Consider the following 19,138-nt stretch of genomic DNA (forward strand, 5'->3'; position numbering starts at 1 on the left):
ATGAACTTATTCCCACTCAATCGTCGCAGGCGGCTTACTAGTAATGTCATACACGACGCGGTTAATATGGGCTACTTCATTAACGATTCTTGTCGAAATCACTTCTAGTACATCCCATGGCAGTCTTGCCCAGTCAGATGTCATTCCATCGATAGAAGTAACTGCGCGAATACCGATTGTATAATCATACGTACGTGCATCTCCCATAACTCCAACACTGCGGATATCAGGAAGGACAGTAAAGTATTGCCATACATCGCGTTCTAAGCCAGCTTTTTTAATTTCTTCGCGTAAAATGGCATCTGATTCACGGACGATTTCTAGTTTTTCTTCTGTAATAGCTCCTAATACACGAATCCCTAAACCTGGGCCCGGGAATGGCTGTCTCCACACAATATCATCAGCTATTCCTAATTCAGAACCTAAAGCACGTACTTCATCTTTAAATAGCGTATTTAAAGGTTCAATTAATTGGAATTGCATGTCTTCAGGAAGTCCGCCTACATTATGATGGGACTTAATGGTTTGTGCAGTAGCTGTACCACTTTCAATAATATCTGTGTAAAGAGTACCTTGTGCTAAGAAATCAATTCCTTCTAATTTTGCTGCTTCATCATCAAACACATAGATGAATTCATTTCCGATAATTTTTCGTTTTTTCTCAGGGTCACTTACACCTTCTAACTTAGACATAAAACGTTCTTTCGCATCTACTTTAATGACATTCATGTTAAAGCCTTCTGTGAAAGTTTTCATTACCCCTTCCGCTTCGCCTTTGCGAAGAAGTCCATGGTCTACAAATATACAGGTTAATTGATCGCCAATAGCTTTATGAATCAACACAGCAACAACAGAAGAATCTACTCCACCACTTAAGGCGCAAAGAACTTTCTTGTCGCCGACTGTCTGGCGAATTTTTTCCATTTCAATTTCAATGAAGTTCTCCATTGACCAGTCACCTTTGCAGCCACAAACACCGAATACAAAGTTTTTCAATAATTCATTTCCATATACAGAGTGACGTACTTCTGGGTGGAATTGAACAGCATATAATCCTTTTTCTTCATTACTCATCGAAGCAATCGGACAAGAAGCGCTTGTTGCATCAATTGTAAATCCAGCAGGAGCTTCGACCACTAAATCACCATGGCTCATCCAAACAATTTGTTCTGTTGGAAGGTCAGTGAATAACTTAGAGTTGTTTTCAATATTAATTGCTGCTTTTCCATATTCACGATGCTTTGCTTTTTCCACTTTTCCGGCAAAATGCTGGGTCATCAATTGCATTCCATAACAAATGCCAAAAATAGGAAGTTCTAAATCGAATATTTTTTCATCTACGCCAAATGCATTTTCATCATATACACTATTAGGTCCGCCTGAAAAAATGATTCCAGAAGGGTTTAATTCCTTAATCTCTTCAGCTGTAATGGTATGTGGATGCAACTCACTATATACTCCAAATTCTCTAATTCTTCTTGTAATCAATTGATTATATTGACTACCAAAATCTAGGACAACGATCATTTCCTGACCTTCTATATGCGCTTTCCCCATTCCTATTCACCCCAACTACTCTATTTGAATTTCTCTTCTTACTATTTCCAAATACCTTCATTATTCATGCTTATCTTTTTCTCTTAATCAGATTTTGTTTTTTACAAAAAAGCTGATTTCGAAAGAAAACAACCACCTTTTATAAAATACCAACAAAAAAAGACTAGAATCCGCCTCAAATAAAAACGAAGGCAGAATTCTAGTCTTCTTCATAAAAGCTAAATAAATCAAAGACTTATCTGCCTTCATAGTCAGATCATTTAAGGCGACCCGGTAGAGACTCTCGAACCATATCATCGAGGATATATGAAGGAATTATATATAGATGTGAATATTGTAACAACATGTCGAATCGATGGTCAAGCTGTTGTTTTTTTAATTAAATTTTCCCACAATTCTTTCACATCTTCCCAAGTCTCTTTTTGTATATAACCTTTATACAGATATTCCTCATATTTAGCAGTCAATTGGCTCATTTCTTCACTTGAATAAATATGATCTATTTGCTTTGCATACTCTCTTAAGGTAATTTCTTCCTTCTTGCGGAGTCCGGCTATCTCTAGTAGATGCAGCAGCACCATATAAGCTTTTGGAAAATTAGCTTCCTCTGTTGTATTTCGGAATTTCCAAATGTAATAATAAGGAAGCCATTTATAGCGAAATTTATAGGCTGCTAATCCTGCTGTAATGATGATTACTAGAACTATAGTGACCCACTGCCAATTTTCTTTAGCAGTAGTTTTATAACTTTCCCATCCTTCTGTAGATGGTGATGCTTGCTCTATTGTTTGCTCTGGAGTTTCTGGTTTTTGTTCTGGCGTTTTTGGCTGTTGTGCCTTTTCCTCTGGTGTTTGTGTTTCATTATTCTCAGTATTTCGATTGCTTTCCACATCATTAATATACGTATTCGCATTAGAGAATCCTTGCGTTGGCTCAAAGGAAACCCAGCCTACTTCTGGAAAATAAACCTCTACCCATGAATGTGCATTATTATTTGTAACCTCATAGCGGCGAATATCCCCGTCCGCTTCTACAAATTCTCCCTCTGTAAAACCTTTAACCCATCTTGAGGGAATCCCAATAGAACGCAGCAGGGTAACCATAGAAGTCGAATAGTTATCACAATAACCCAGCTTTGTTTCAAATAAGAATTGATCCACATAATCCTCTTCCTCATTCGGGACTGCAACATTATTTTGACTATAAGCAAAACCATTAGAGGAGAAATAAGTTTCTATCGCACGTACCTTTGCAAATAGATTTTCATCATTTTTCGTTATATCAACAGCAAGATCTTTCACTCTTTGCGGCAATGAATCGGGAAGCTGAAGGTAGCGTTTCACCATGTCTGGATTATTTCTTATAAAGTCTTCCATATCAGCTGTTGTTAACGCATTTAGACTGTATTCCGGCACATCAAATTTAACCGAGTAACTTTCTACATATCCATTAAAAACACCACGTTCATTCCCACTTTCAATTTCCATGAACGAATTAGCAGCAGATACTTCTTTTACCCCTAATGGGTATAGTAAATAAGAAAAGCCATTGGTAAATTGCACGGTGCTTTCAGACTCTGTCCGCTTCACATTTTCCCCTTCTACAAAAGAGACAAAAGGAATTTCGCCACCTTGATCTAATACTTCAAAGTTGTCCCGATTTAATTTTAAAGATTCCTCTGATTGGACCCAGCCTTTTCCGGTATAAGTATCTTTCGTTTCTACCTTCCAATAATGAGGCTCTTCTACCTCCGCAACAAAGACCAAGGAAGAATCACCAATAAAGTCTCCCCCTAACCTCGAATCATCGACACTATAACCAACTCGATGAACACCGCTTCCTGGAATATCTCCGTCCTCTTCTCCTCCTTTATCCCCCATTGTCTGGATAAAAGGAACAGGATCTGGCCAAATAGGATCTGCCTTTGGTGATAAGTAGCCAATCCCAGCACTTCCAATTACGAATAAAAGTAAAGGAATCATCCATTTTACGATCGAACTGTTAGTATTTCTAGCTCCTTCTTTATCACTTAATCGAAAGAATGTTAACATGCCCATTGCTGTAAAACCTATGATTACCGTACGAATAATTGCCGCATCAGCACTATAAATCGTAAAAGTATCTAATACGGTAATATAAATAATTGTCAGCAAAAAGAATGTAAAAATCTTTCTTCGCTTAATTAGCCAATAATCAATTAAATACGCCATCAGCCATAATAAAATGAAACAGAGACTGCTTTTAAACATATTTGTCATTTCCGGCCACTTTGTATTAAATACCAATGCTAAATTATCGATAAATTCGGCTGCAAAAGGTTGAATCCATTGAAAAGTAAAAAATGATTCCTCATAATATAAATATTGAAGAATAAATATAATATAAACAGTCTTTAATGTGCCGCTTACCCAGCTCGGTGTCCGGAAAAAGGCTAACAATAAAGATAACGCAAGAAATAAGTGAAAAACAATCACATTCTCTGTATTCGTTAATGCTTCCAACGGTCCGAGCCATTCACAAATTAATAAAAAACCTAAAATATATAATAAAAAATTGGCAATTGTGATATGTTGTTTGCTATAGGGTGTTCCCATTTATGCCACCCCCTCTCCAAGAGCCTCTTTAAATCTCCCCTTAGAAACAGGAATGATTCGAATGCCCTTTTTTCCAGCAAATGCACTTAATGTTCTTTCTTCATTAGATAAACCTTCCTTTTGTCCCGTGATGGTAAATATCACAATATTATATCTTTTACTTGCCAACCACCCAGCTTTATCTATAAGTTCTCTCGTTACTTGGGAAGTAATTAACATGATAGTGGCCTGTGGGGGCAATTGACTACTTTCATTATCTAAAACCTCTGCTAATGTGATTTCCTTTGTAGTACGTACTTTCGCTAAATGATGGAGAAGGTATTGTTGGTGACTTTCCCCTCCTCTTATTGGAAAAATTTTACGATCCGTATCTACCGATAATAAGCCTACTTGCGCACCTTTTTTTAAAATAGCTCGAATGATAGAAGCGGTGAAAGACACTGTCGTTTCCATTCTTTTATTTTCTTGGCAATCCATCACAATCATAATGTCATGCGACTGCTTTTGTTCAAATTCCTTTGTCATCATATTATTGCGCCTTGCACTTGCTTTCCAGTTAATCCATGAAAAGCGGTCACCTGGCTGATACTCTCTCACACCAACTGCCATTGTCGTATCTCGCTGCACTCGCTCCTTCGATGAAGTCATTCCCTGCTCATAGTGATTTTCCAGCGGTTTATATATCATTTCTTCAATAGGAGGATACACTAGAATCCGTTCTACTTGAATATAGACCTTCTCCTTCTCAATCAGACCTAAAGGGTCGCCTAATTGGAGACAGATTTGATCAAATACATGCTCTCCTCTTGGCAACTCCTTCACTGTATAATTAAAGCGTAGTCTCCGCTTTAATCCAGGCATTAGCATTCTCTTTTCTTCTATTTTCTGCCCCACTGTGGAACTAAAGGAATCTCTCACCACCATATAAAAAACAGGAAAAAAAGAGTTTCTCGTTAATTCAATTTCTACATGCATTTCTTCTTTCGCACTATATTCATATTTCAAAATCTTTCGTTTCACTTGCCAATCCCGCATTGGATAGACTGCAATAAAAAGACCATATAAAGCAAATGGTAAAAAACTATAAAATAAAAACCAGCTTACAAACCCACCTTGAAACATAGCATAGGAAAATACCATCACTATTAATAAAAATAGCAAAATTAATTTCCAAATCCGATTTAATTTTTGCAAAGATCTTTTCATTACTTCACTAACCTTTGTACCGGGACAGATACTTGCCCAATAATTCGATTAATAATTTCTTCTGCTGTTATCCCATCGAACTTTGTTTCTGATTTTAAAATCATTCGATGAGCAAAAACAGCTTTTACTAAGAATTGCACATCATCTGGGATGACATAATCTCTTCCTTGAATAAAGGCATAGCTTTGTGATGCTCTCATTAATGCAATGGAACCCCTCGGACTGACCCCTAGATAAACACTCGCATTTTCTCTTGTTGCAGTAGCGAGTTCCACAATGTATTTTTTAATCGTCTCATCCACATACACTTGTCTTACTTCATTTTGAAGAGTAAGTAACTCATCTAAGCTAACAACTGACTCTAATTTTTCAATTGGCGCTGCTACTTGGACTCTAGTTAACACTTCTATTTCTTCTTCTACAGTTGGATATCCCATATTCATTTTCAATAAGAAGCGATCTAATTGTGCTTCTGGTAGAGGATAGGTTCCTTCATATTCAATTGGGTTCTGGGTTGCCATAACAAAGAATGGCTTTTGTAACTGATGTGTCACACCATCAATCGTTACACTACTTTCCTCCATCGCTTCCAAAAGAGCTGACTGAGTCTTTGGAGATGTCCGATTTATTTCATCAGCTAGAATAATATTTCCCATGATTGGTCCTGGCACGAATTGAAATTCTAGCTCTTTCGGGTTATAAATAGACACTCCCGTTACATCAGAAGGTAAGAGGTCTGGAGTGAATTGAATTCTACGAAAATTAGCTCCCACTGATTTCGCTAAAGCTCGCACCATCATTGTTTTCCCAACTCCTGGAACATCTTCCAATAAAACATGCCCTTGGGCAAGCAAAGCAATTAAACTCAGTTCTGCTACATCCCTTTTCCCAATCATCACCTTTTCGATATTACCGATTATTCTGTTAATTACCAAACTATGATTTCCTGCCATTCTTCTCCTCCTGTTGCATTTCTAGTAACTTGCTAGTTTATGTGATTGTTACGACCCTATCTTTCAACTAAGCAATCATTTTCTTACTAGTAACCAATCGATTCTTTTCATCTAGCTTCTATATCTAGCATTGCCATTTTTTAAGATAAAAATTCCTGTGGATTTAAACCTAATTCTCGACAAATTTCTGTCACCACTTGTTTTTCCCTTTGATCGAAATGACCATCTGCATATCCAATCGCAATACAATACCGAGCTACAAGTCTAGCAATCTCTGGCTTTGAACGAACTTTTCCTAGTGCTCGAAAGCTTTCAGCTCTACCAATAATTTGATCATATTCTATTTTTCGGACAAAGTAATTAAATTGCTGAATTACTTTATTTGTATCAAAAACACGTAATTCCTCACTTTGATGGATAAACTCCATCATTTTTTGTTCTTCTGCATGGTCTAGCCTTCCATCAGCCATTCCTACTAATGCACATGCAGCGACAACAGCGTCAAGTACATCTGGATTTTTATAGCGCATAAAGAGATCTCTAGCTCTTTGTTTCTGCTGCCTTCCCCATTCAGCATAATCCGTCTGAGATGGAGACCAACTATAGCCACAACTATTGCAAGTTATTTTCAGCTGTCCTTTTCCGATAAATCCACCTAATAAACCGACAGGTCCTAAAATCAATCCTCCAATTGCCGCTTTGCCAATTCCGAAGCCTTTTTCGCCGGTACGGACATTTGTACTTCTACATCTTATACACTGCATATGATCACTAGAATAAGCGTCATTAACAGCATCTTGTCCATACATTTGTGGATTTCTATTAGTATAAGACTGTTGCCAGTTTGGCTGATAAGCCCCGCTACTTGAAGCCGGATAAGTTTGCGTTTCAAATGACTGGTAGTAAGGCCTATTAGGTTCTTGATAAGCTTGTTGGATAGAATCATTAGGATAGGCAGGTGCTTGGGGTTCATCATCAACTGTTACTCCAAAATTGCGGCATAAGGCAGCTAACCCACCTTGAAAGCCACTTCCGACAGCATTAAATTTCCATTCTCCGTGATGTCGGTATAGCTCTGCAGCAACAATAGCAGTTTCAACTGTATAATCTCTTCCAAGATTAAAACGAAGAAGTTCTACTTGATCTCCCTCATTAAATACTCTGACATAGGCATTAGATATTTGTCCAAAATTTTGTCCTTTATTATAAGCGTCATGAATGGTAATGGTAAAAGCAATGCGTTGAATAGTGGAAGGTACTTGGGATAAATCCACTCGAATTTGTTCATCGTCCATTCTGCCATGCCCGCTCCGGTTATCTCCACTATATACTACCGATCCATTAGGACCAGTTGGATTATTATAAAATATAAAATCATTATCACTCCATACTTTATGATTATCGCCCAACAAAAAAGCTGACGCATCTAAATCATAGTTGGCACCATGCTGATTGATATCCCAGCCTAAACCAATTACTACATTCCTTAACCCAGGATGTGATTTTGTCAAATCTATCTTTTGACCCTTGCTTAGCATAACCCCCACAAAGAACCTCTCCTTTTTTACATTCAAATTCTTCCAACTATCGATACCTATTATTTTACAGCATTATCTAGGTAATTGTACGTATATTCATTTACAGTTATATTACAACTACCCCTTTTACGATATAAAACATGAAAAAGTTTCTTCTTTTAGCAACTCCTTATTATCCTTTTTCTTTCTATACCTTTTCTCTTCTGATTTGTAATTTTTTTTGGAGGTTTGTCATAAAAAAGATAAAGTAGACATGTTTGTCATGAATTTGGTAGGTTCGTAACGGTTATTTAACCGAACAAAATTCACTTGTACTGTAGAATGGAATAGGTAAAGGAGTTGTTATGTATGTTATTGGGTTCCCTTATTTGTAAGATACGAAAATATCATAAATATAATTATTATTACAGTGGTATATGCATCACTTGCGGAGAAGTAAGAAAAGAATACGAGAAAGTACAAGAAGACACCATAGAGGAACAAGCAGAGGAAAAAGATATTACAGATCGATCGATTACACAGTAATCATTTATCATATAAAATTCTATCCCTTCTTCATTTAAGGCTTTGTTCAATGAATCGTTTTGGCAAAAAATAAATACTTTCTAAACAATATTTTACTTGAACAAAGCCTAAATGATTTAACTTATCTTCAATAATTAAAACTTCTATCAGCGGGAGGTTCTTCCTCCGCACTGATGGTTATATTTGGATCACTAATGGAATAACTAACGATTAACAACTCTTTGTATATGAATAGCTAAATATAACTTTTCATTATCTGTTAAAGAATAATTGAATTGACTTTCAATATATTCATTTATTTTTTCCGTGCATCTAAAGGCTTCTCTATGCTTATGTTTCACCATTTCGAATAGATATGGATCATCATCATCCATGTATGTCTTGCTATAGAGCCTTTGTGCAAAGAACTTCAAATGAGTAAGAAATCGAAAATAGTTTAAAGAGTCCTCATCAAATTCCATCTTATAATGGTATTTAACAATATTTAATATATTTTGCATAACCTTTGTGATGTTTGCAATATTAGGCATTTCTTGACTCAGGTCTGAATTAACTAGATGCATTGCAATAAAACCAGCTTCATCTTCTGGCAGCTCAATGCCTAATTTCTCTTTCATTAGTTGAATGGTCTCTAATCCAATAGCAAACTCTTCCTTATAAAACCTTTTTATTTCCCATAATAAAGCGTTCTTAATTTCAAACCCCTTTTGGATTCTCTGAACAGCAAAATGCAAATGATCGGTTAAAGAGATATAAAAACTATCATTTAACTTTCTGCCTAGCCTGCTGCTAGCAATCTTAATGACTTCCTCTGTGATTTCGATATATTCAACAGGTACTTCATATAAAAGTGTTTTAAACTTTTCCGACATATCATTATTTTTCAAAGCAAATACTTTTTCTATTTTTGCTTCTTCCACTAAATCACCAGGCTTCTTTTGAAAAGCTATACCTCTACCCATTACTACTAATTCTTCGTCTTGTTCATTAAACGCAGCAATTACATTATTGTTATATACTTTTTCTATTTTCATTTGACCACCTGTAGTTTAATATGGCTTTTTTTCCTTATCATGGATAAGTGATCGTGATAATGGTTTAAAAATAGGAAAGAAGGAAAGCTGAAAAATCAACTTTCCTATTTCCAATTATACATTCTCTCCATTGGAGGCTATAACCTCTTTATACCAATCAAAGCTTTTTTTCTTTGATCGCTCTAATGTTCCGTTCCCTTCGTTATCTTTATCTACATAAATATAGCCATAGCGTTTTTTCATTTCACCAGTAGAGGCACTTACAATATCAATTGGCCCCCAGCTCGTATATCCGATCATTTCTACACCATCCTCTATGGCCTCAGACATTTCTAACACATGCTTTCGTAGATAATCTATCCGATAATCATCCTTTACCTCTCCATCTTCCGAAGGAATGTCGACAGCACCTAACCCATTTTCTACTACAAATAGTGGCTTTTGATAGCGATCATACAATTGATTTGCAGTGATACGGAAACCTTTAGGATCAATCGTCCAACCCCATTCCGACTTTTCCAAGTATGGATTTTCAATAGAGCCAAACACATTGCCCGAAGTCTGCTTATTGACCTCTGGATTTGTACTTGTCGTACGACTTGCATAATAACTAAAGCCTATATAGTCAACCGTATACTTCTCTAATAACGCTTCATCCTGCTCTTCCATTTCAATCTTTAAATTCTTATCTCGGAAAAACCTTTTCGCATAGCCAGGATATTTCCCACGAGATTGAACGTCTATGAAAAAGAAAGAATCTCTATCTTTTTCCATTGCATCCAAGACATCATCTGGATTACAGGAATATGGATATGTTTGACCCGCCGCCAGCATGCAGCCAATTTTCATATCAGGATTAATCTCATGTCCAGCCTTTACAGCTAAGCTGCTAGCAACCAATTGATGATGGGCTGCTTGATATTTCACTTGAAGCTTATCTTCTCCTTCTTCAAATACCAAACCTGCTCCAACAAACGGTAAATGTAAAAGCATATTGATTTCATTAAAGGTCATCCAATATTTCACTTTATCCTTATATCGCTCAAATAAGGTAGTTGCATATTTTTCAAAGAAATCGACTAATTTACGATTTTTCCAGCTGCCATAATTCTTTACTAAATTTATTGGTACATCAAAATGAGCAATGGTTACGACTGGCTCGATTCCATATTTTAAGAGCTCATCGAAAACATTATCATAAAATTTCAATCCCGCTTCATTTGGAGCAACGTCATCTCCATTTGGAAAAATTCTAGCCCATGAAATCGATAAGCGCAATGCTTTAAATCCCATTTCTGCAAATAGAGCAATATCTTCTTTATAACGATGATAGAAGTCAATCGCTTCATGCGAAGGATAAAATTCCCCTTCCAGTGGTTGATAAGAAGGAAGCTTGCCCATCATAATTTCAAATCTTTTATTACCAGTTGGCAATAAATCAACCGTAGTTAAGCCCTTCCCATCCTCTAAATAGGCTCCTTCTGCTTGATTAGCGGCAATTGCACCGCCCCATAGAAAACCTTTTGGAAATGCCATAATGTCTCATCCTTTCTCATAATTCTTGCTTATTTTTACTTAGTTTCGAGGTGGAATAAAGAATCTCCTTGTTGAATCTGTTTTTTATCTGTTACCTCTAAATGAAACTCTCTATAATTTGTAATCACAATTGGTGTCGTTAAAGGCTTGCCGGAATTAGCTATTTCATCTATATCAAATTCAATAAGCAATTGTCCTTTTTTCACTAACTCACCTTGTGTGGTGTGTACAGTAAAATGCTGGCCTTCTAATTGCACAGTATCCATTCCGATATGAATCAAAATATCGGCACCAGTATCTGTTGTAATCCCAATTGCATGTTTCGTCGGAAATAAAGCAGAAACCGTCCCATCAGCAGGAGCATATAATTTCCCTTCACTCGGTTCAATAGCAATTCCATGGCCAAGTGCACCAGATGCGAATGCTTCATCTTTAACTTCTGATAAAGGTTTTACCTCGCCCTTTAGGGGGCTTAACACTTCCTCTTTTTCTACCTTTGTTGCTGCTACTTGGTTCGATGCTGTAGTATTTCCTGTTGAATTTTGGCCTTTGTTAATGCCGCCAAAGAACAATGTCAATAAGAACGCTACGATAAAGCCAACAATGATGGAAATAAGTGCTCCCCATAAGTTCATATTGATTCCCTCAGGTGTAATATAAGAAGGAATACCAAAAATTCCAAGACCACCAACGATGTAACCCTTTACATCTGTTAACCCGGCAATAGCACCACCAATACCTGCACCAATACAGCTAATAATAAATGGTTTCTTTAAAGGTAAGGTAATTCCGTAAATAGCTGGCTCCGTTACACCAAAGATACCGGAAATAAACGCTGGATAACTCAATGTTTTTAACTTTTGATTTTTTGTTTTGATCAAAATTGCAAGAACTGCCCCGATCTGTGCAAAAGACGCTGCGAAGACGGGAGATAAAATCGTATCATAGCCAAGTGTCGCTACATTGTTAATAGCAATTGGCACTAATCCCCAATGAAGACCGAAAATAACAAGCACTTGCCAGAATCCACCAATCAATAAACCTGCAATAGCGGGACTTAAATTATATAAGAATAAAGATCCTTGACCGATTAATGTACTTGCCCATGTTGCAATAGGCCCAATAACAAGAAATGTGACTGGAACTACAATCACTAATGTAAATAATGGCACGATAAATGTTTTCACTACATCAGGAATGACATTTCTTAGCCATTTCTCTACTTTAGATGCAAAGAATGTCGATAAAATAATTGGGATAACCGAAGAAGAATAACTCATTAAAATTACTGGTATCCCTAAAAACGTAACATGGATCGGCGATTCAAATAATGTACCTCCAAACAAAGTATATAATGGATCACCCGTCGTTAAAGTGGATAAGGTTGGATAAACTAATGCAGCCCCTATCGCCATTCCAATAAACGGTGTTCCTCCAAATTTCTTAATCGCAGTATATCCTAAGAAGATTGGTAAGAAATAAAATAGTGCGTCACCTGTGGCATTTAAAATTTGATAAGTACCAGATGATTCTGTTAACAATTTTGTTGATAGAAATAGTGCATTAAACCCTTTAATCATCCCTGAAGCTGCTAAAACACCAAGAACTGGCGTAAAAATACTTGAAATCATGTCGATAAATCGATTGAAAAGTGAACCTTTAGAACCTTCCTCTTCCTCTACAGGCTGCTGGCTCTGGAAACCTCCTACTGAAACAACTGCTTTGTATACATCTGGAACATGGTTGCCGATAACGACTTGGTATTGACCGCCGCTTTTCATGACAGTTACAACATCATCCATATTTTTTAGGACTTCTGTATTCGCTTTACTTTCATCTTTAAGCTTAAAGCGGAGACGTGTAATACAGTGCACAACACTGGAAACGTTTTCTTTTCCACCTACATTCGCAATGATATCTTTTGCTAATTGCTCATATTTCATTTTTTTACCCTTCCTTCAGCTATGGAATTTGGTTTTTACAAATAAAAAAACCTGACCTGACTAAAATACACGCAAAACAATAGCATGTTTTTCTAGTCAGTTCAGGTTATGCCCACTTAAGGTAACATTCCTTCACGGAACTTTTAAGTTTTGTTATTTGATATCTGTAATTTATCACGTCTTGCAAAATATGTCAACGCTTTCTTTTTAGAAAAGTTAATTTTTTATTCCCTACTTAAATGCCATTTCAATCCATCTTTCAAATTTTATACTTCTCTTTGCTTAATCTCTTTTTTATTGTGTCCTTGACATAGTGCCGGTTTAGTTGTGCCTCTTCTTTTTCTTTTCCTACACTTTCGATAATTTTTTCACGGCGTTATGCATCAAGCTTTTAAACTTATTTGATTATGAAGTGTTTTTCTAACAGCTCCTAATCCCTGTATGAATTGTTTAAAAAACAGCTCTACTTTGTCTCCTAACCCTATTGCATATAAATTGCTACCAAATATTCGCTCATTTGATAGAATTGGCTGTAAGTAATTTCCTACTGAGCCAGGGCTGCCAAACTTTATTTTTTTTATTTGCTTTTGTAATTCCTCTAATAAAGGGTCAGGACTTAACGACATTTCCTTACCACCATCATTAATCCCCATCAAATATCGACACCAGGCAGCAATCGTTAGTGGGATAAAGTGTAAATCCTCAACATCCAAGTCATCTCTTTTTACATATAATTTAATAGTTTCTCCAAAACGAATAGCTAGTTTCTGAGAGGTGTCAGCTGCTATTCTCTGTGGTGTATCTGGATTGTTTGGGTTGGGGAAACGTACTTCTATTACTTCCTTTATAAACTGCATTGGATGAATAATTCCGGGATTAGTTACGACTTTCATCCCCTCTTCATAGCCTATTTTCTCTACTAAACTTTTAAGATCGTTGTCTTTCATTTCATCCGCAATGGAAGTATATCCTAGTAAACAGCCAAATATAGCCAATGCAGTATGAAGAGGGTTCAAACACGTACATACCTTCATTCTTTCAATTTGATCCACTGTATCTCTATTTGTAAAGAATACACCTACTTCTTCTAATGTTGGTCTTCCATTTGGAAAACAATCTTCCATAACCAAATATTCACTTTCTTCGGTATTCACAAATGGAGCAATAGCTGGACCATTTTCTCTTATCTTAATCAATTCTGTACTTCCATAACCAAGATCAGATAACTTTTCTTTTACTGTAACAGAAGGAAGTGGCGTAATCTTATCTATCATGGTCCATGGGAAAGTAATTTTTGTTTGATCTGTTAGATATTCAATAAATCCTTTGTCCACAACCCCTCTTTTTTGCCAATAAGCAGCAACCGTGAGAATAGCATCTTTCAGCTTATCTCCATTATGGGAGAAATTATCTGTGCTGACTAATGCTAAAGGTATCTTTCCAGCCTTATATCGCTCATTCAACAGCGAAGTTAACATAACCATCGTATGTTTTGGTTGATAAAGTCCTTGTTCTAATTCTGTTATTATAGTTGGTTGAAGATTTCCTTTTATATCTCTTAATTCATACCCTTTTTCTGTAATCGATAAAGTAATGAATTGTAAGGATGAAGTTGTAAATATCTCTATCAGACGCTGCCACGAATAATTATTACTATAGGCAGCTATACTTTCCGCCACACTTGCAATGACTTCCATATCTAGCGTACCGTTACTTTTCATTACTACATTTAGACTTAAGTTATCATATGGATGGTAAATTTTTTCGATTAATCCATCATCCATGGTAGATACAACGATTATTCCTTTTTTTGTTTTTTGTTTTTCAATTAAATGCTGCTGTAATACCGAATGAAAAGCTCTAAATAAATTCCCACCCCCTATATGTAACCAAATAGGTTCTTTCTTTGTCTCTTCCCATATTTCTCTATAATCATAATTAGGTGTTTTTATTCCAATTCTTGAAAAACTATCTTTCTTGGATTGAATAGCCTCTTTATCTAGTAATAACAACATTCTTCGCCTTCTTTATTTTTATTTGCATCGATTCAGTAATCCATTTTTAACTGAAAATCAAAATAGCGCCGAGCATTATAATAAGATATATCTTGAACAATTTGCCCGAGCCATTCTATATCATTTGGGTACTCTCCATTTTCCACCCAATTCCCTATTAGATTACATAGAATTCTTCTAAAATACTCATGACGGCTATAAGATAAAAAACTGCGTGAATCTGTCAGCATTCCAATAAATCTCGATAATAGCCCTTGGTTTCCAAGTGTTTTCATTTGTGCTACCATACCTTCGATATGATCATTAAACCACCAGCCAGATCCAAATTGTACTTTGGATGGAATTCCACCTTCTTGGAAATTCCCAGCCATTGTTGCTAAAACTTCATTAGCATTCGGATTTAATCCATACAGAATGGTCTTAGGGAGGTTGTCATCTCGATCCAGCTCATCTAATAATTTCGCTAATGGAATAGCAATAGGACTATCTTGCATCGAATCACAGCCTATATTTGCACCAATTGATTGAAATAAACGAGAGTTCGCACTTCTTAATGCTCCGATATGATATTGCATCACCCATCCTCTTTGGCTATATGCTTTACCAAGGCTAACAAGTAAACTAGTCAAAAACTGATTATTTTCTTTTTGAGTAATAGCCTCACCAGTCAACGCTTTTTTTACAATCATATTTAACTCTTCCATCGTTGCTGGTTCATATACAACCATTTCTAAACTATGGTCAGACAATTTGCAGCCAATCCCATGAAAATACTCTATCCTATGATCTATTGCCTCCATCAAAGTGCTATAACTCGTTATTTCCACTCCTGTAAGATTGCTTAGTTTTCCAACATATTCTGCCCAATAATTGCTTTGAATTGCCATTAGGTGATCTGGACGAAATGCTGGTAAAACAGTTGGCGAAAAAGTTTTGTCTTCCTGTAATAACTTATGAAAAACTAAATCATCAATCGGATCATCTGTAGTACCAATAAGAGCTACATTTGACCTTTCAATTAAGCTTCTTGCTGAAAAATCTGGACTCTGTATTTTGCGATTACAAATTTCCCATATTTCCTTTGCTGACGTTTTTTTTAGAATTGCTTCCACTCCAAAATATTGTTTTAACTCTAAATGCGTCCAATGATAAAGTGGATTTCCAATTAACCTTTCTACGGTCTCAGCCCATTTCTCAAACTTACTGTAATCATCTGCATCTCCAGTTATATAGAATTCATCTATGCCATTAGCACGCATGGCACGCCATTTATAATGGTCCCCTTCTAGCCACAGCTCTGTAATATTTTCATACCTTCGATTCTCATAAATTTCCTTTGGCTCTAAATGACAATGATAATCATAGATTGGCATTGTTGCCGCATAATCATGAAATAATTTTTTCGCTGTTTCTGTCTGTAATAAAAAATCTTTATCCATAAAACCCTTCATTTTGTTATCCTCCTCTTAATTAATCTTCACTTGTGTTAAAGCCTCATCTGTCTTTCCACCCCAAAGCTTTTCATAGGAATAACCTGTTAAAGATTCGACCACTTTCTTCGTTTTTGGATCTACATCCTTTTTTAAACCGTTGTTCTTTAAACGTTCAATTTCCTCTACAAGAACACCATGCGTTTCTTTATTTAATTTAAAGGTGAATGCTGTAATTAATGAAATAAAAAGCAGAAGACCTACCCCAATAATCATGATAGACATTATAGTATGAACAGCACTCTGTGGCTGCGTTGCCGAGCCTTGTACAAATCCCCCTGCCTCTAAGATGGCTCCAACTAAAAAGGTGGCAAGCGCTACAGAAGACTTTCTAAAGAACGTCATTACAGAAGCAAAAATTCCTTCTCTTCTTTTCCTCGTAATCATTTCATCTACATCTGGAATAAATGGAAATACATTCCAAGGAATGAATTCCAGCATACTTCTTCCAATTTGATAAAAGAAGGAAATAACCCCTAACACTAGGATTAAATTACTAGGATGATATAAATAAACCGCCCCATATCCTAATAAACATAAAATCATGGTAGAATACGATATTTTAAATAAATTTGCTGGTCCAATTTTAATCATTAAAAATCCATAAAGAATAGCTCCAGGGAGCCCAATAATACTAAATGAAAGTAGATTCGCTGCTACAGTGGAAGTACTATTTAAAGCGTATACACAAAAGAATACAAATACTGCGTTAAAAGCATCTTTCGCTGTCATCGAACAAATATAAATTAATAAATGTTTACGAAAGCTTTTCACCCTGAAAGTGGAAGCAAAATCCACAAACGTTTGTATCACTACCTTTAAACCATTTTTTCGTTCTTTCTTCTGGCTCATCAGTATCTGTAATTCTTCAGGCGAAACTTCTCGTTCCCATGTAGAACGGAAAGAAATATACACACATATAGCAAAAACAACTGCAAAAAAAGCACCATTAATGAAGAAAGCAAGGGAATTATCTTGTCCTAAAATACTAAAGAGCTGTCCAGGTATAAATGTTGCTAAAAAGGTTCCAAGTCCTGAGATAAACATTCTAGCAGTTGATAATTTCGTTCGTTTATTAAAGTCAGTTGTCATTTCAGAAGGGAGTGTTTCCCATGGAATTAAAACCATCGCTGCAATAATTTCAAATGCTAAATAAGTAAGGAGATAATATAAATAATTCATTCCCGAAGTCCAGAGTAATACATATACAAGCATAAGTGGTGAACCAATCAATAAGAAAAATCTTCGCCGTCCAAATTTTCTTCCTAACTTAAATTTTAAAAAGTTATCTGAAAAGCTTCCCATAAATAAACTGACGACTGCATCTACTATACGAGCAATCGCAATAATAGAAGCACCTTCAACTGGCGTCAAACCAGCATAACTTGTATAAAAGAACAAAAGCCATGCGCCTATAATGGTAAAAGCCCCTCCACCCATCATGTCTGTTAAGCCGTATCCAATACTCCTTGCAAGCGTAACGTCTTTTTGTTTTTTTCCCATTTCTAACGCCTCCTATTTTTATTATCAATACGAATATAGGTAAAACGTTTTCATTTATCTGAAAGCATAATAGGAAAAAAGAAAGTACCAGGAACCTCTCCTTTTCCTATTATCTTTTCTTTATATTTTTTGCATTTTCTCTTTTGTTAAAATTTTGTTTGTATCCCAAGCTCCTAATAAGTACATTACCCCTAACGCGCGATCATATAACCCATATCCCGGCCTGCATACTTCATCCCAAATATGTCTCCCATGATCTGGTCGAACATACCCACAGAAACCGTTTTCATATAATCCATTAACAATTTCAGTAATAGGTACAGATCCATCCTCCACATGATGAGAAGTTTCTATAAAACTACCATCTTCAAAACGTTTAACATTTCTAATATGGGCAAAAGGGATTCTCTTAGTGAATGATTTCACAATATCAACTAAGTCATTACTTGAATTTGCTCCAAGTGAGCCGGAGCAAAAAGTTAAACAGTTAGCTGGACTGTCTACACTAGTTAAAATCCGTTCGATATCTTCTCTGTTTTTGACAATCCGCGGCAACCCAAAGATAGAAAAAGGCGGATCATCCGGATGAATAGCCATTTTAATTCCATATTGCTCTGCAACAGGAGTAATTTCTTCTAGAAAATACACCAAATTATCGAACAAATCCACTTCTGATACATCTTTATATAAAGTAAATAAATGCTGTAAATCTTTTAGTCTCTCTGGTTCCCATCCAGGCAGCGTTAACTCTTTTGTATTTTCTTCCATGTTTTTTACTACTTGCTCAGGTGTAAGAGAAATGACTTTTGTAGCATCAAAATACAATGCCGTACTGCCATCTTCTGTTTCTTTAAATAAATCTGTACGCAGCCAATCAAAGACAGGCATAAAGTTATAACATACTACTTTTACGCCAAATTGACTAAGATTCTTTAATGTTTGTTTATATGCATCAATATATTGCTGTCTGGAATTTAATCCTAGTTTTATATCTTCGTGAATATTAACGCTTTCAACAACATCTGTATGAAAGCCATACTCCTTTGCCTGATTTACTACTTCCGCAATACGCTCCACTGGCCAAACTTCTCCAACTGGTACATCATGCAGAGCCCACACTAGCCCTTTAACCCCTGGAATTTGGCGTATTTGTTTTAAAGTGATGGTGTCATTCCCTTCTCCATACCATCGAAACGTCATTTGCATATTTTGTTTTCCTCCTTTGTCGCACCATCATACTTTTT

General features: G+C 36.1%; 13 protein-coding genes and 1 riboswitch. Of the genes, 1 reads left to right on the plus strand and 12 read right to left on the minus strand.

Annotation, left to right across the window (positions count from 1 at the left end; genetic code table 11):
* Positions 1–6: 6 nt before the first annotated feature.
* The 5 genes from guaA to NiCM35_RS24775 all read right to left on the minus strand — a co-directional run bounded on the left by guaA (position 7) and on the right by NiCM35_RS24775 (position 7,857).
* A complete protein-coding gene (guaA, locus tag NiCM35_RS24755) occupies positions 7–1,557 on the minus strand; it encodes a glutamine-hydrolyzing GMP synthase (protein ID WP_095333053.1) in 1,551 nt (516 codons plus the stop codon).
* Positions 1,558–1,785: 228 nt separating this feature from the next.
* Positions 1,786–1,887, minus strand: a riboswitch (purine riboswitch).
* A gap of 29 nt (positions 1,888–1,916) precedes the next feature.
* On the minus strand, positions 1,917–4,151 hold the full coding sequence (locus NiCM35_RS24760) for a transglutaminase TgpA family protein (RefSeq protein WP_163187721.1): 2,235 nt from the start codon (positions 4,149–4,151) through the stop codon (positions 1,917–1,919).
* A complete protein-coding gene (locus tag NiCM35_RS24765; protein WP_123258830.1) occupies positions 4,152–5,357 on the minus strand; it encodes a DUF58 domain-containing protein in 1,206 nt (401 codons plus the stop codon). It lies immediately after the preceding gene.
* On the minus strand, positions 5,357–6,310 hold the full coding sequence (locus NiCM35_RS24770; protein WP_095333047.1) for an AAA family ATPase: 954 nt from the start codon (positions 6,308–6,310) through the stop codon (positions 5,357–5,359). The genes NiCM35_RS24765 and NiCM35_RS24770 overlap by 1 nt, the downstream gene beginning before the upstream one ends.
* A 140-nt stretch (positions 6,311–6,450) precedes the next feature.
* Complete coding sequence (locus NiCM35_RS24775; protein WP_433780847.1) at positions 6,451–7,857, minus strand: TerD family protein; 1,407 nt, start codon at positions 7,855–7,857, stop codon at positions 6,451–6,453.
* 339 nt (positions 7,858–8,196) lie between these two features.
* Here NiCM35_RS24775 and NiCM35_RS24780 point away from each other — a divergent pair, with 339 nt between their 5' ends.
* Positions 8,197–8,373: a hypothetical protein gene (locus NiCM35_RS24780; protein ID WP_163187717.1), complete on the plus strand. Its 177-nt coding sequence runs from the start codon at positions 8,197–8,199 to the stop codon at positions 8,371–8,373.
* A gap of 203 nt (positions 8,374–8,576) precedes the next feature.
* Here the strand turns inward: NiCM35_RS24780 and licT are convergent, their stop codons facing one another.
* From licT to uxuA, 7 genes are all read right to left on the minus strand, one after another.
* Positions 8,577–9,407 carry a BglG family transcription antiterminator LicT gene (gene licT / locus NiCM35_RS24785; RefSeq protein ID WP_095333043.1) on the minus strand — a complete coding sequence of 277 codons (831 nt, stop codon included), beginning with the start codon at positions 9,405–9,407 and terminating at the stop codon, positions 8,577–8,579.
* A 114-nt stretch (positions 9,408–9,521) separates the two neighbouring features.
* On the minus strand, positions 9,522–10,943 hold the full coding sequence (locus tag NiCM35_RS24790) for a 6-phospho-beta-glucosidase (protein WP_433780848.1): 1,422 nt from the start codon (positions 10,941–10,943) through the stop codon (positions 9,522–9,524).
* A gap of 35 nt (positions 10,944–10,978) precedes the next feature.
* A complete protein-coding gene (locus tag NiCM35_RS24795) occupies positions 10,979–12,886 on the minus strand; it encodes a beta-glucoside-specific PTS transporter subunit IIABC (protein ID WP_095259342.1) in 1,908 nt (635 codons plus the stop codon).
* A gap of 383 nt (positions 12,887–13,269) precedes the next feature.
* Positions 13,270–14,901, minus strand: a complete 1,632-nt coding sequence (locus NiCM35_RS24800) for a mannitol dehydrogenase family protein (protein ID WP_433780849.1) — start codon at positions 14,899–14,901, stop codon at positions 13,270–13,272.
* Positions 14,902–14,933: 32 nt separating this feature from the next.
* Positions 14,934–16,352 (minus strand): glucuronate isomerase, encoded by a 1,419-nt coding sequence (gene uxaC / locus NiCM35_RS24805; RefSeq protein WP_433780850.1) that lies wholly within the window; start codon positions 16,350–16,352, stop codon positions 14,934–14,936.
* A gap of 15 nt (positions 16,353–16,367) precedes the next feature.
* Entirely contained in the window at positions 16,368–17,894 is a 1,527-nt protein-coding gene (locus tag NiCM35_RS24810; protein WP_095333035.1) for an MFS transporter, read from the minus strand.
* Positions 17,895–18,014: 120 nt separating this feature from the next.
* Entirely contained in the window at positions 18,015–19,100 is a 1,086-nt protein-coding gene (gene uxuA / locus NiCM35_RS24815; RefSeq protein ID WP_123258828.1) for a mannonate dehydratase, read from the minus strand.
* Between the last annotated feature and the right edge of the window lie 38 nt (positions 19,101–19,138).

The organism is Niallia sp. M35 (genome assembly GCF_050971705.1).
Classification (GTDB): Bacteria; Bacillota; Bacilli; order Bacillales; family Cytobacillaceae; genus Niallia; species Niallia circulans_A.